Genomic DNA, 14249 nt, shown 5'->3' with positions numbered 1-14249 from the left:
CAAAAGCACGTGACGCGCGCAAAGAGTTCGCAAATGCAACTTGACACCCAAGATAGTCGCTCATCCGTCTCGGCGCTAACGCGCCGATCCACCTTCTCCCACAGGGGGAGACGGAGAAGTCGCGCCTCACTGCCTCCGATACATCTCCAGCTCCGGATCGAGATCCACCTTCACCGCATTGGTGAACACGCAGGTCGCCACCATGATGCCGGCGAAGGCGGTGAGGTTGACCAGCAGCGTCTCGTCGTAGCGCGCCTTGAGCGCGGCCCAGGTTTTTTCCGGGACGCCATTGGCATCGGCGGCGATTGCCATGCCGAAGGAAATCAGCAGCGTCTCGTCGGCGGTCGGTTCGATCGCTTCGGGGTCGATCCCGTTCTCGATCAATGCGCGGCGAAAGAAGATCACGGGAATCTCGGCGCGCATCGTTTCGGCGACCGCTTTCGACAACAGCCAGATGGCGCGGTCGTCGAGTGTGGGCTTGAGAAGGTCGCGCAGCGTGAACCATTCGGCGTAGATGCGGTGGGCGGCCGGCGAGTGGAGCAGGATGCGCTTCATGTTGGTCATGCGGCCGCGCAGCGCGAGCTCGCGGTCGTGCTCGGCGCGGATGTCGTCCGAGGCGGTCGCGTAGTCGATCGGCGAAAGATACCCCATTGCGCTCACCCCAGCGTGGAACGAAGCGCCGGCGCGCCGCGCAGCGTGTTGGAGACGGTGCAGATGTTTTCCGCGTCCGCCAGGATTCGCTCTTTCGTCGCGTCATCGAGGTCGCCGGCGATCTCCAGTTTGACGATGAATGTCTCGACCCGTGAGGGCTCGTCCGTCGCCTTCTCGCCGCTGACATCCGCCCTCACCTCGCCGAGCCGGTCGGCGACGCCGAGGCGGGTGGCGGCGATGCGGGCGCTGAGCACCATGCAGGCGGCCAAAGAGGCATGGAGCAGGTCGAGCGGGCTGAAGCCGGGCGCGCTGACCTGCGTGACCACATCGACCGTGCCACCGGTCGGCGTCGTGATCACCGGCAGCCCGCCCGGCGGCAGGACGGCGAGCGCGCCGGCATTGCGGGTTCTGATCTTGAGGTCCGCCATCGTGCTTCCTTCGTTCTGCTCAGCAGCTCGGTTGGTCTGCTTGGCTCAGCTGGCTCAGAGATGTTGCCAGATCACCTTGAGCGGCGAGCCAATCGCCTGCTCAATCCTTCGCAGTTCCTCGGCGCCGAGGGTGGTCGCGCCAGGATTGACGACTGTAAGCGAGCACATACCGAACGCGGCAGGCCATACGTAGCGGAGATCGTTGAGCGACGTGGATTTGCTACAACAAGGCGTCACGATAGCGAGGTCGCTAAAATCCGAAACGGCTGCCTGATCCATGGCATTGCCCCACCAATCCCCCAGTTCGCTCCCGCAGAAGGCGCAGTGGACGCTTTCCGTATTCGCGCCTGCATCGAAGAAGGTCACTGCTTCCTTGTATTCGATTCCGACATGCTCGGCTTGGGGGAACAGTCCGCGCACCAAGTTGGCAGCCTCTTCCGCCGCCGTCTTATCGGGACGCCAGTATGGATCGTCAGGAACCATGTGCAGATAATTGTCGGACATAGCACCTTGTGTGGCAGGGGGACCGATCGTGGCAAGTACCCTTGCGATGCCGCAACAAAAAAAGGCCCGCCGGAGCGGGCCTTTTGCAAGAAGGGCTTCGACGATTACTTCGTCAGATCGAGCGCTGCCGTCAGATCGCCCATCGGCGGCTGGTCGTGGTTGCGAAGCGCCTTGTCTCGGGCGACGATGCCGGGCAGCACAGGCAGGTCGTAGCGGTTGGTGATGAAGCGCAGGATCGAGGTCGTGTCGTACTGCGTGTGATCGACCATCCCCATCTTCGCATAGGGCGAGATGATGAAGGCCGGGATGCGGTTGCCCGGGCCCCAGCGATCGGCCTTGGGCGGCGCGACATGATCCCAGAAGCCGCCATTCTCGTCATAGGTGACGACCACCAGCATATGCGCCCATTGCGGGCTCTTCTCCAGATGCGCGACGAGGTCGGCCAGATGCTGGTCGCCGGAGGTCACGTCGGCATAGCCGGCATGTTCGTTGAGGTTGCCCTGCGGCTTGTAGAAAGAGACCGCCGGCAGCTTGCCGTCGTCGATCGCCTTGATGAACTCGGTGCCGCCGAGCCCGCCATCCTTGATGTGCTCGGCCCGCGCGGCCGTGCCCGGCGCATAGGCTGCGAAATAGTTGAAAGGCTGGTGGTGGAACTGGAAGTTCGGCACGGGCGTCGCGTTCTTGCCGTCGAGCGCCGCCTGCCAGGCGCCCGAATACCACGCCCAGGAAATGCCCTTGAGCGACAGCAGATCGCCGATGGTGATCTCGTGCTGCGGCGGCAGCGTGGTCGGCTGCGCCGGATCGGCCAGCGCCTTGTCGCCACCCTCGGCCGGCTTGTTGGCGCTTGGCTGGTAAGGCGGCTGCATGGTGTTGACGGCGTAGAAGTCGGGCGTGATGGCGCCGTCATTGGCGAATTTCGGCACGCCGCCCAGCGCCGAGGGCGGCGAATTGTCGGCCGGTTTCAGCGTCACGCCATCCGGCTCGACGACGGCAATCTGGGCCTTCACCGGGCTGGTGTCGGCATTTGGATAGTAGGGCACGCAGGCGCAGGCCAGCATGAAATGGTTGAGGAAGGAGCCGCCGAAGGCGCCCTGGAAGAAATTGTCCGCCAGCACGTATTTTTTGGCGATCGCCCACATCGGCAGGATCGAGCCGTCATAATGGCCCATCACCAGCGCGCCGGAATCGGCCCAGGCGACGAACTTGTCGTTCCGGCCGCCGTCGATCTGCATCTGCTCCTGATAGAAACGATGCCACAGATCATGGGTGATGACGCCGGTATTCTCGTTGAAGCCCTTGGGATCGTCGATGGCGAATGTCGCATTGGGCAGATGCGCGCTCTGCGCCTCCGTCACCGCCGGCGTGACGCCCTTGCCGGTCAGTCCGCCCCAGGCCGGCGGCAATTCGGAAAGCGGCTTGCCGTCGCGGTCGAGCTGGCGCGCCTGGTCGGGCGAAACGTTGGCCAGACCGTTGGCGCCGGGGAAGCCGCCATAAAGGTTATCGAAGCTGCGGTTCTCGGCGTAGATGACGACGACGGTGTCGATCTTGTCGTAACCGGCAGGCGCCGCTTGGGCAGCGGCAGAGAGCGATGCCAGCGCCGTGGAGGCGAGGCAAAGGGAGAGAAAGGACCGGATCATTGGAAAATGCCTCGTGGCTTGGGAATGGCTGGAGGACGGCAATGCAGGAACGCAACTGCATCAATGCCCAGCTACTTCGACGCCTTGTCACCTTTGTGACAGTTCGGCCCCGGCCGAACACGGTTTCGTGAGCGGGAAGACCGGTCATCAATCCGTTGCACTCGATCCTTACGCCGCCAAAGAAACCGGGCGAAGAAATCAGGGGTATCGCCGAAGACGATGGGACGTCGGAAAAATCACGCGATCGCCATTGCAGCGGCCACGATCGTCGCCTCCACCACGCCCGCCAACACCGAGGCGCCATCCGGTGTCCATCCCGGCCCGATGACGCGCCAGGAAGCCTTCGCCCGCGCCGAGGCGCTGACGGCGCTGGGGCGACAGATGTTCTTTGATCCGTCGCTCTCAGCCTCGGGCAAGCAGGCCTGCTCGTCCTGCCATGATCCCAACCACGCTTTCGGGCAGGCCTCGGCGGCACCGGTCGAAATGGGCGGAGCCAATCTTGACCAGCCCGGCGTTCGCGCCGTGCCGTCACTGCGCTACCTGCAGGCGGCGCCCGCCTTCACGGAGCACTTCTACGACTCCGAGGACGAAGGCGACGAAAGCGTCGACAATGGCCCGACCGGGGGCCTGACCTGGGACGGCCGCGCCGACCACGGCAAGGACCAGGCAAGAATCCCGCTGCTGTCGTCCTTCGAGATGGGCAACAAGGACGCGTCCCAGGTGGCCGCCAGCCTGCGCAACGCGCCTTATGCCGGCGCCTTCAAGGCGGCCTTCGGCGCCGATGTCTTCGACCATCCGCAAGACGCCTTCGACGCCGCTGTGGAAGCGCTGGGCACCTTCGAGCAGAGCAGCGCCGATTTCTATCCCTATTCGAGCCGCTACGACGCCTTCCTCGCCGGCAAGGCGCAACTTTCCGCGCAGGAATTGCGCGGCCGCATGCTGTTCGAGGAAGCAGCGAAGGGCAACTGCGCGAGCTGTCATCTCAGCGAACCGGCCAATGACGGCGAGCCGCCGCAATTCACCGATTACGGCCTGATCGCGATTGCCGTGCCGCGCAACCCGGCGATCCCCGCCAATGCCGATCCCAATTATGTCGACCTCGGCCTGTGCGGTCCGCTGCGCACCGATCTCAAGGACCGCGTCGAATATTGCGGCCTGTTCAAGACGCCGACGCTGCGCAACGTTGCCTTGCGGAAAAGCTTCTTCCACAACGGCTATTTCCACACGCTGCGCGACGCGGTCGCCTTCTACGCCAGCCGCGATACGGATCCTGGGCGCTGGTATCCGAAGAAGGCGGACGGAACGGTCGACAAATTCGACGATCTGCCAAAGGCTTACTGGGGAAACCTCAACACAGACCCGCCCTTCAATGGCAAAAAGCCCGGCGACAAGCCGGCGCTGACCGATGCCGAGATCGACGACATCGTCGCCTTCCTCGGCACGCTGACCGACGCCGACCAGGCGGGGCAGTAGGGCAAGCAGCCAAGGAGATTGGTGGCTTGCAGCCGCAGCGGTGCGATCCACCGTAAATGTGTGCCAATGTGAACCACGTCATAGGAACGCCAAGTCGCGCCTGCTATTGCCCATCTCTTCACAGATGGAGTCTCCGATGAGGTTCGTCCCGGTGCAGGAGCCGCCTGGCAGCAGCTGGACGGTGTTCGATGCGGCCAATGGCGCGCCGGCCGAATATGCCGGCCGGGTGCTTATCGGCCTGACATCGTGCGAAGCCCGCTGGTTTGCCGCCGTGGGCAACGGCCGCGCCGCTTGGCAGCGGTCCATCACGCCAGGCGTGCAGCTGCGGCTGGTCAGCGGGGGCGGTTGCCAACCCATCCGGGAAAGGCATGGCCAGACAGGTAGTTAGGAAGCCGCGCTGCCAGATTGATTCAGGCAGAGCGATCTCCCATCGATTGCCTTCTCACCTCGCCGGCGCGTAGCGGCTCACCACCATGCCGCTGGCCTAGGGCCTGGAGCCGAGGAGCCTCAGCCTGCCAAAGCCGCCCTTGTCGAAGATGCGGCGGCCGCTGCCCAGAACGGCCGGATTGATGAAGAGCTGGAACTCGTCGACAAGGCCGGCGGCGATCAGCGCCGAGGCGAAGCCGGCGCCGCCGAACACGGCGATGTCGCCGCCCTCGCCTTGCTTCACCGCGTTGACCTCACGCGGCAAGTCGCCGCTTACGACGCGCGTTCGTTCCCAGCGCGAGGTCCCGAGCTTATCGCTCGCCACCACCTTTTCGGCCTCGACGATGCGCTGGGCGAAGGCAAAGAAGCGGTCCTTCGGATATTTCCTCGCCGCGTTGCCCCAATGGGTCAGATAGCCTTCCTCAGCCATCTTGCGGCTCAACAGGATGGTATCGATGGTCGTGAAAACGGCGTTGAAGTCCCGTTTAAGCTCCTCGTCCCATGCGCTGTCGTCGCCCCATTCCCAAAGCTGCCAGCGATGGCCCTCATCGGCGCCGACAAAACCGTCGACCGACATCTGCATCTGCAGGATAAGCTTCTTCATGTCCGGTCTCCCTCGTCAGGAATTGCTGCCTATGAAGGCTCGCGCGGCGGCGGGCGAACGGGCGAAAGCCTGCGCCCAGGCTTCGAAACTGGTCGGGGTGGCATTTTCGGCTGAGGGTGCTTCCAGCGCCCAGCGCTCGCCTCTGTTGAAGCTTGCCGCCGTCTCGCCCAGCGCATCGGCAAAACTCGCCGATATGCCATTGGCGACCATACCGGCCCGCGCATCGGCTAACGGCACTTCATGGTAGGCGACCTCCTTGCCGATCGCCCTCCCCAGGATCTCGGTGGCCTGTTCGAACGTGTAGGAGCCGCCGCCGTGCAATTCGACAACGCGCTGTATCGGAAAGTGTTCGGCATTCAATAGAGCGGCGGCGCGTTCGCCAACGTCCTTGGCGGCAATCAGCGGCATCGGCAGGTCGCCGCGGAAGGGCGAGGCGAAGACGCCGGACGCCGCCTGCTCGACGAAGCCCATGCCCTTGATGAAATTCTCCATGAAGAAGGAGGCGCGCAGATAGACGAGTTCCTCCAGGCCCAGCGCGGCAAGTCGCTTTTCCATCAGCGCGGCGCCAAGCGACGTACCCATTCTGAGATGGGCATTGAGGCCGCTGAGCAGCACGATCCGGCGCAGGCCCGCCTTGGCGATGGAGGATGCCAGCCGTGCGCCGACCTCGTCCTCAAAGTGATGCAGATCGGGCGCGGTGACATCGAAGGGGATCATCACGTAAGCGCTGTCGGCACCCGAGAAGGCGGCGTCGAGCGCCGCCTGATCTTCGAGTGCGACGCCGAGGCTACGGGCGATGCCGCGCACCTCATGCCCTGCCCCGGTCAGTCTGGCCGAGACCTCGGCGCCCACTTCGCTGGTTGCGCCGACGACCACCATCGTACGCTTGACTTGCCGGCTCATATCGATCTCCTCTCGTCAAATGATTTACTTCTGGAACCATTTGACGCAAGGCAAGAACGATGTCAATAGTAAAATGATTTAAAAATGGAACCATACTGATGTCGACCAAGGAACGATCCGGCTGCCCGATCAGCCTCTCGCTCGAACTGCTCGGCGACCGCTGGACGCTGCTCATCATTCGCGACCTGGCCTTCGCCGGGAAAAGGCACTTTCGCGAGTTCCTACAATCCGATGAAGGCATCTCGTCGCGCACGCTGGCCGAGCGGCTGCAGACGCTGGTCGACGAAGGCATCCTCACCCGCAGCGACGACCCGAGCCACGGTCTGAAGGCGATCTACCGGTTGACCGAGGCCGGCATCGACCTTTTGCCGGTGCTGGCAACGCTCGGCGCCTGGGGCAGCAAATACCGCAAGGCCGACGATAAGCTGGCCCGGGTCGCCAACGATCTGGCGGCCGGCGGTCAGCCGGCGCTTGAACGGATGAAAGAGAGGCTCAGAGCCGAGCACCAGGGATAGGTCTGTTCCGACCTCGGCGATTGGCGTGGTCCGGCTACCCCTCGCCGTCAGCGAGCCCGCCCGTGTGGGAGCGGTCGAACCGGCTCTTCGGCCGGCGGCTCGCCCGGCAGCCCCAGTCGCAGCCGCTCCTCCTCGGCGAAGATCTCGGCCTGCGCGTGAATGTCGAACACTTGCTGCTTCAGCCTGCCGCCGTCGACGACGCGCACGATCCATTGGCCATTAACGGTTTTTACGCGGACACTGTCTGGCTCGCTTGTTACCATATACAGCTCCTGCTCTTCATTCGAAGAACTGCCTATCTCCGACCTCACAATACAATCTAGCGCGTCTGGAATTGCCGAAAAGCGTGGCTTATTGTTCTTTAGTGCAAGAGCACCCGCCGTTATTCGGCATATTTGCGAGTTTCACGAATAAAAGCGAGCGTGGCGGCGAAGACATGCCATTGCGCCTAGGTGCAGGCGAGTTCGACTTCGACATGGCGTTCGGTCTGCGAAACGATGCAGCAACGGAATTCGAAGGCGCCCGAGCGGTACTGCAGATTTAGGCAGTGCGGCAGTTGGCCGTGGGCGAGCGCGGAAGAATTCGCCGCCCAGGCGGCGGCCCGGCAGCCTTTGGGGGGGTGATACTGGGTTCGGCGGCCGGGCCTGACCGGAGTTTGCGAGGCCGCCGGCTCCCACCAGCATGCGCTTGGGCCCGGCCAAGGACAAGAACGACCTAGGCCCTAGGACCAAAGCTGCAAGGAGGATGGTCGAGACGACAATTGTACTTGGGCCGGCTGGAAATAGCGTGCCGGACGCCGGCCCGTCAAAAGCCGAAGAAATGCCGGCCGATGAGATAGCCAAGCGCCGCGACGACCAGCGGAAACAATGCCGGCGCGGCCTTGCCGAACAGCGAGGGGTTCATCTCCTTGGCAGGAGCGCTGGGTTTGGCATTGCCGAGGTTCTTGGTCATGGGCTCATTACCGGTTGGGGCTAGGGTAATTCCGGACGGAAAACCGTGACACACTTTTTCCTGGAATTGGCTCCAGCTGCCGGCTAAGCCATTAAATTAGAGGCCGCTTATTAAATTTCCGGCAAGCCCAAAACTACAATTCGCGGCAATTTATTCCGATTGCTGGGTACGCTCGGCGAGCGCGAAGGCCTGAAGGTTGCGCGACTTGCCGGGATCCTGGTCGGCGTTGGCGATAATGGCGTGGAAGGCCGCGCGGGCAATATCCCTCTTCTTGGCGTCCGGGTGCAGTTTTCGCACCGCCTTGAGCAGGTCTTTCGGTTTCATATCGGGGGTGACGACGCGCATCAGCGTATCGCCTATGGCCTGCAATTCGCTGGCATCCATAATGATGAACCCTGCTTTAGCGCATCCAGCCTGGCATATAGCGGTGAGAGCGCGTCATTTTTGTGATGCCCCTCGCGGACTCGGAGCCGCCTCTCTCAGAATCGCGAGGCGGCGCCAAGCCGCCGGCAGACGCTACGCGGCGGCCTGGAGGGGATTGTTCACAATGCGCGTCCATGTCGCCGCGGTCATCGCCCGGCTGGCCCTTGGCCCCGCCGGCGCCGCCTTGACAGAGGCGGCGCTCCGCAATGTCTCGCAAGCGCTGACCTTGGGCGCACAACTCAGCGGCAAGACGAGGTTGGTCCCTGGTTCGGCTAAGGCGCGCCTCGCACATCGTCTTCCGCGCGAATTTTCCCAAGCCTCGGCTGGACTGGCGATAGCAACCGATCGTCCGGCCGGATGCCGGCCTCCTAGGCAGGTATCAAGACGGCGATGCGATGCACGCCCACCTCCTTGCTTGTATTCGTCGCCTCGTCGGTCTTGCCCTTGGAACAGGTGTACATGTCGCCTTCCTTGAGCTTGAATTCCTTGTCCTTTTTCTTGATCGTGAAAGCGCCCGACGTAATCGTGCATACCATGTCGTTGTCCATCACCATTGCGGGCGCGTGCGCTCCGGGCTGGAAGACCACGTCGACAATTGAAATGCTCTTGTAGGCGGGAATGTCGGAATTGCCGGTGCCTACCTCAACCACTCTGATGCCGGGCGCTATCTCCTTGCCATCCTTCGGACCGTATTTCTTGGTCTTTGCGGATGCCATCAGGGTGAACAAGGGCGTGACCGCGGCGGCCGTCATGCTGAGAGCAATTGCAGACCTGCGATTCATGGTTTTCATCGCATCCTCCCAATATGTTGGCTACGCACGAAAGTGCGTAATCGTTATATATTAGCACAGACGCAAGTATGATGCTGGGAATTCGGAAGCGCAGGCCCGCACCGTGTTGGTTAGGAACATTCCGCTAAAAGCCGCGTCCTGACGTGGTTCGGCCAGTCCGTTGGTCGGCGCGGCGTTGGGAACCCCGGCATTGTCGCCGAGTTTAGAGTCCAAGGCGAATTGCTATGGAAGACAGACCGCCAGCCGAAAACCCGAGAAGGACCCTCGTCACGGTGCTGGCAATCTGCGTTCTCATCATCGTCCTATTTTTTATCGGCTTCAAATTTTCGGGACCTGACCAGGGCGCTCTGATCGTGCCCGGGGCAGTACAGCAAGGCAGCAAGTGAATGACTGGCGAGCACCAAGGCCCGACCAAGCTGGGGCGAGCGCCCAGCAATCCTCGACGATTTCGCGCGGCTCCGGGGCCAGTGAGATCGGGTTGACTGTCCTGGGCCGCACCGAGGCGCCCCGCGTGCGGCAAGGGTGACTTCTTTTGGGGCAAGCCGACTACCGCCGAACCCCTCTTCGCCTCGCCCACAGGTCTTGCAACTGAACGCATCCGGCCTCATTCGACTTTCCGCCGGAACTTCGAATGGCAGCTCGTGCAGTCCTGCAGAATGAGGTGCAGGAGATGCTCCGCCGGCATTTTTGCGGGATCGGCCTCGGCGACGCCCGGGCGCTTGCCAAGCAGGCTGCCGCCGTCTACGGGCGGTCCCGTCATTCGCATGTCGGCAGTAATCTCGGCGGGCGCGTTCCCGGCCTTGGCGTCGAGCGCATCGGCAAGCCGGCCGATATGGCGGGCGAGCGCCTCGAACTCCGGCCGGGCCTGGTCGATCTCCGGTTTGGCGGCCGACGGCGCGCCAACTGTGCCCCGCGGGAATCCTGCAATCAGAGCACCGCCGGTGCGGGCGCTGAGTGTGCCCGCCGCTGCCTTGAAGGCCGCCCGCTCATAGGCGCGCTTGCCGTCGAACATCTCGGCAATCGTCTTGGCTGCGGCGGCCATCTCCTTCATCGCGGCCTGGCGCGTCGTAACGATCGCGTTGTTCGGGTCCCGAGCCAGCGACGGTGCGGCTACCGGCAACACGGCGAGGGCCAGCACCGCGGCCGCGCAAACGATGCCAGACCTCATGCCTGCACGTCGACGACGCCCATCATACCCAGCTGCTCATGCTCGAGGATGTGGCAGTGATACATGCGCGTCCCTGGCCGCTCCTGGCGCGTGACGAGCCGCACCGTCTCCCCGCGCGCCACGTTGACCGTGTCCTTCCACGCCAGATAGGGCGGCTTCGAGACCTTGCCGTCGCGCTCGCGCTCGATGAGTTGGAACTGCGTGCCGTGGAGATGGAAAGGATGGTCCATGTCGGCCTGGTTGACGATCTCCCAGAGCTCGGTGTCACCGGCTCTGGCGACGATATCGACGCGCCCCATGTCGAACGCCATGCCGTTGATCAGAAAACCCATCTCCATACCGGTGGGCTTCATCGCCATGGTCTCGGTGAAGACGAGACGGCGGCTAACCGTCGGCTGGCCAAATCGCGCGATCGGCCGCAGCCGCTCGGGCAGCGGCGGCATCGGCTCGGCCTGCGTGTCCGAGACGTCGGCCGTCAGCAGGGCGAGCCCCTTGTCCTCCGGCCGGCCCGGCCCCATCCAGCCGCGGTCGTAGTCGAGCGTGGTGAGGATTGCTGTCCCCGGCTTGTCGAAAGCGACGACCAGCTCGACGCGCTCGGCCGGGCTGAGCAGGATCTCGTCGGTCGCCACCGGCGCCTCAAGCAGGCCGCCGTCGCTGCCGATCACCGTCATTGCCGCATTGACGAAAGCAAGCCTCAGGAAGCGCGCATTGGTGGCGTTGTAGAGCCGCAAGCGCCGTTTCGTGCCCATTGCCACGGCGAGCCGCGGGTTCTTCTGGCCGTTGACCAGCACCTGATCGCCGACGCGGCCATTCATCATGTCGGTCATGGTGTTTTCGGGCATTGAACCGTCGGCGGCGAGGCGAAGGTCGGTTAGGAAGAGCGTGGTGTCTCCATAGGCGGCCGGGATCGGATCGGCCTTGGCCTTGACGAGGAACGCACCGGCAAGGCCGCGATAAACCTGCTCGGCCGTCCGACCATGCGGATGCGGATGATACCAGTAGGAGCCGGCCGAGCCTTCGGGCAGTTCGAAGGCGTAGACACGGTCGGCGCCCGCCGCCACCGGGTCCATCGGATTGCCATCTTGGTCCGCCGGCACCGGCATGCCATGCCAGTGGATGGTGCTCGGCTCGCCCTCGATCCGGTTCGAGAAGGTGATCTCGACGCGGTCGCCCTCCTGGGTCTCGATCAGCGGTCCTGGGCTGATCCCGTTATAAGCAAGAATCGGCGTGTCCCGGTCGGCGGCAAAGCGCGCCGTGGCCGACTCTGCTGTCAGCCTCGCCTTGAACAGGCCGGGCCCGGCCGCTTCATTCGCCAGCAGCGGCAATTCGCGCAAGGGCTGGTTCTGGGGCAGCGCCACGGGGCCTTGACCCATCGCGCCCATGTCATGGCCGGCATGGTCCATACCGGGCATGTTCGACATGTCGTCCATCTTCATCTGCGCCAGCGCGCGCGGGCTCGCCAGAACCGTCGCCAGGCTTGCCGCCAGAAAACCGCGTCGATGCATTTTTCGCTCCTCGATCTCGATTGAGAGCCCGCCGCAGGCCTCGCCGCCGACGCTAAGGGTTCCAGTTGCTGGAAGGTCAAGCTCGATCGAAGGCTGGAGCCGCAAATTCCGCAAGATGGATCGTAGTGGCCTCGGCCGCGTTCATCCGCGGGGATGCAACCAGCCGTTTCATCGAGCAGAGGCCGCATCATGCTCATCCAACCGATCGATTATTTCCTCGTTGCCTGGTTCGTGCTCGCGGCCGCTTCGACGCTCTATGTCGGGTTCGACCAATACCGCAACAATCCCGAGCCGGTGGTGATGAAATGGGGCTTCATCCTGGTGACGCTCTATATGGGCCCGCTCGGCCTGCTGCTTTATGTGCTGGCCGACAAGGAACCGCGCCCCGGCGAGCATGAGGCCTTCACAAAGCCTCTTTGGAAGCAGGGCGTCGGCTCGACCATTCACTGTGTCGCCGGCGACGCCACCGGGATCATCCTTGCCGCGGTCGTCACCGCCACGCTCGGCCTGCCGATGTGGCTCGACCTCATCGTCGAATATCTCGCCGGCTTCGCCTTCGGCCTGTTCATCTTCCAATCGCTGTTCATGAAATCGATGATGGGCGGCAGCTATTGGGAGAATGTGAAGAAGAGCTTCCTGCCCGAGTTCATCTCCATGAACTTCATGATGGCCGGCATGGCGCCGGTCATGAGCTTCCTGATGATGGGCCGCGACATGCGCGCCATGGAGCCCACCGAACTTCTGTTCTGGGGCGTGATGTCGCTGGGCGTCATCGCCGGCTTCACGCTGGCCTATCCCGCCAATGTCTGGCTGGTCGCGCGCGGCCTCAAGCACGGGCTGATGACCGAGCGCCCGCAACCGGCCGAAGCGAGCGGGCACGGCCATGCCCGGCAGGGCCACGAACCGGCGGGCGAACAGCGCGCCGCCGGCCATCACATGCGCTCTGACGCGACCACACCGCAAATCGCGGCGCTCGGTACGGTTTCCGCTCTGGCCCTGGCGATCGGCATGGCGGCGCCTGCGAACTGGCTGAACCTCAGGCTCTCGGCCCGCGACGTCGGCGGAGTGATCATGCCCCAGGGCATGATCATGGATCGTGACACGCCGGCCGATACCATGCGCGACATGGCGGCGGCCGATCCTCGGCTGGTGAGCGCATCTTACGGTCTGGCTGCGAAGGGCGACCAAGACCTGCCGTTCCGCATGGAAAACGGCGTGAAGGTGTTCGAGCTGAGGCCGTCGGTGATCCGCTGGCATATCCTGCCGGACGTGACGGTCGACGCCTATGCCTATAACGGTCAGATTCCGGGCCCGCGCATCCATATCCGTCAGGGCGACCGGGTGCGCATCAACGTCACCAACGCCTTGCCGAAGGAAACAACGGTGCACTGGCATGGCCTGATCCTGCCCAATCAGATGGACGGGCCGGCCGAGATCACCCAGGCGCCGATCGAGCCCGGGCAGACCTATTCCTACGAGTTTACCGCCACCCAGCACGGCACATACTTCTATCATCCGCACGCCAAGCCCGATCGCACCCAGGCACTCGGCCTCTATGGCGCGCTGATCATCGATCCCGCCAGTCCCGCCGACGAGGTCGCCGCCGACCACGACTATGTCATCGAGCTGCAGGAATGGCTGGTCCGCGAAGGCCTGACCTATCCTGCGATGCCGATGGACGGCGGCATGCCGAACTTCTTCACCATCAACGGCAAAGCCTATCCGTCGACAGATACGATCCATATGAAGGTCGGCGAGACGCTAAAGGTCCGCTTCATCGGCAGCAACAACGGCTTCATACACCCGATGCACATCCATGGCGGTCCGTTCGAAGTGGTCGCCCGCGACGGCGAGACGATTCCCGTCGCCGCACGTTTTCTTGCCGATACGGTCAATGTCGGACCGGGCCAGCGATATGATGTCGTCTGGACAGCGAGGCGTCCGGGCAGGTGGCTGATTCACTGCCACATCCCGCATCACACCACGAATAACAATGCCGAGGAGAAGGGCGGCGGCGGTCTGATGGTCGTCATCGACGTTCGCTGATGAAGACCGGACCGTCGGTCGGCTACATTGGGCACCGAACCGAGCACCGAAAAGCTTCTGCCGGCAAACAGCCGAGGTTCGCGGCTTATCGGCGCAAAGGCGTCGGCGCGGCGCTGCGAGCGGCCGGCGCGCAATGGAACATTCCACCGCCGCCGGGGTTTCATGTTCTCTGTCGCGGCTGGCCAGCTCCGTTGGTCAGGGTCGGTCGGCCCAGCTAGCTTGGA

General features: G+C 63.5%; 16 protein-coding genes. 4 read left to right on the top strand and 12 right to left on the bottom strand.

The features are described from left to right. Nucleotides 1-126: 126 nt before the first annotated feature. From FJ423_RS27800 to FJ423_RS27785, 4 genes are all read right to left on the bottom strand, one after another. Nucleotides 127-651 (bottom strand): hypothetical protein, encoded by a 525-nt coding sequence (locus tag FJ423_RS27800; RefSeq protein WP_140846123.1) that lies wholly within the window; start codon nt 649-651, stop codon nt 127-129. Nucleotides 652-656: 5 nt separating this feature from the next. Next, the gene (locus FJ423_RS27795; RefSeq protein WP_140846122.1) at nt 657-1079 is read right to left on the bottom strand and encodes an OsmC family protein; all 423 of its coding nucleotides are present in this window, start codon (nt 1077-1079) and stop codon (nt 657-659) included. A gap of 54 nt (nt 1080-1133) precedes the next feature. Continuing rightward, on the bottom strand, nt 1134-1583 hold the full coding sequence (locus FJ423_RS27790) for a hypothetical protein (RefSeq protein ID WP_140846121.1): 450 nt from the start codon (nt 1581-1583) through the stop codon (nt 1134-1136). Nucleotides 1584-1687: 104 nt separating this feature from the next. Continuing rightward, entirely contained in the window at nt 1688-3220 is a 1533-nt protein-coding gene (locus FJ423_RS27785) for an acid phosphatase (RefSeq protein WP_140846120.1), read from the bottom strand. Nucleotides 3221-3439: 219 nt separating this feature from the next. Between FJ423_RS27785 and FJ423_RS27780 the strand changes: the two genes are divergently transcribed. Further along, complete coding sequence (locus tag FJ423_RS27780) at nt 3440-4693, top strand: cytochrome c peroxidase (protein ID WP_140846119.1); 1254 nt, start codon at nt 3440-3442, stop codon at nt 4691-4693. Between the two features lie 136 nt (nt 4694-4829). Further along, nucleotides 4830-5081 carry a hypothetical protein gene (locus FJ423_RS27775; protein WP_095767128.1) on the top strand — a complete coding sequence of 84 codons (252 nt, stop codon included), beginning with the start codon at nt 4830-4832 and terminating at the stop codon, nt 5079-5081. Nucleotides 5082-5177: 96 nt separating this feature from the next. Here the strand turns inward: FJ423_RS27775 and FJ423_RS27770 are convergent, their stop codons facing one another. Continuing rightward, complete coding sequence (locus tag FJ423_RS27770) at nt 5178-5723, bottom strand: dihydrofolate reductase family protein (RefSeq protein ID WP_140846118.1); 546 nt, start codon at nt 5721-5723, stop codon at nt 5178-5180. A gap of 15 nt (nt 5724-5738) precedes the next feature. Next, nucleotides 5739-6626, bottom strand: coding sequence for an NmrA family NAD(P)-binding protein (locus tag FJ423_RS27765; RefSeq protein ID WP_140846117.1), 888 nt, complete (start codon nt 6624-6626; stop codon nt 5739-5741). Between the two features lie 98 nt (nt 6627-6724). On the opposite strand from FJ423_RS27765, the gene FJ423_RS27760 reads away from it, so the two are divergent. After that, on the top strand, nt 6725-7141 hold the full coding sequence (locus tag FJ423_RS27760; protein WP_140846116.1) for a helix-turn-helix domain-containing protein: 417 nt from the start codon (nt 6725-6727) through the stop codon (nt 7139-7141). A gap of 47 nt (nt 7142-7188) precedes the next feature. On the opposite strand, the gene FJ423_RS27755 is transcribed toward FJ423_RS27760, so the two are convergent. From FJ423_RS27755 to FJ423_RS27730, 6 genes are all read right to left on the bottom strand, one after another. Then, nucleotides 7189-7404 (bottom strand): hypothetical protein, encoded by a 216-nt coding sequence (locus tag FJ423_RS27755; protein WP_140846115.1) that lies wholly within the window; start codon nt 7402-7404, stop codon nt 7189-7191. 541 nt (nt 7405-7945) lie between these two features. Continuing rightward, on the bottom strand, nt 7946-8092 hold the full coding sequence (locus FJ423_RS33745) for a hypothetical protein (protein WP_181174923.1): 147 nt from the start codon (nt 8090-8092) through the stop codon (nt 7946-7948). A 150-nt stretch (nt 8093-8242) separates the two neighbouring features. Next, on the bottom strand, nt 8243-8476 hold the full coding sequence (locus FJ423_RS27750; protein WP_095767121.1) for a hypothetical protein: 234 nt from the start codon (nt 8474-8476) through the stop codon (nt 8243-8245). 407 nt (nt 8477-8883) lie between these two features. Further along, on the bottom strand, nt 8884-9306 hold the full coding sequence (locus tag FJ423_RS27740) for a hypothetical protein (RefSeq protein WP_095767120.1): 423 nt from the start codon (nt 9304-9306) through the stop codon (nt 8884-8886). A 604-nt stretch (nt 9307-9910) separates the two neighbouring features. Next, nucleotides 9911-10474, bottom strand: coding sequence for a cytochrome c (locus tag FJ423_RS27735; protein ID WP_140846114.1), 564 nt, complete (start codon nt 10472-10474; stop codon nt 9911-9913). After that, nucleotides 10471-11979, bottom strand: a complete 1509-nt coding sequence (locus FJ423_RS27730; RefSeq protein ID WP_140846113.1) for a multicopper oxidase family protein — start codon at nt 11977-11979, stop codon at nt 10471-10473. Before FJ423_RS27730 ends, FJ423_RS27735 begins: the two co-directional genes overlap by 4 nt. A 189-nt stretch (nt 11980-12168) precedes the next feature. Between FJ423_RS27730 and FJ423_RS27725 the strand changes: the two genes are divergently transcribed. Continuing rightward, complete coding sequence (locus tag FJ423_RS27725; protein WP_140846112.1) at nt 12169-14025, top strand: DUF4396 domain-containing protein; 1857 nt, start codon at nt 12169-12171, stop codon at nt 14023-14025. The last annotated feature ends 224 nt before the right edge of the window (nt 14026-14249 follow it).

The sequence above is a fragment of the Mesorhizobium sp. B2-8-9 genome (assembly GCF_006439475.1).
Lineage (GTDB): Bacteria > Pseudomonadota > Alphaproteobacteria > Rhizobiales > Rhizobiaceae > Mesorhizobium.
This window is presented reverse-complemented; position numbering and strand designations above follow the sequence as displayed.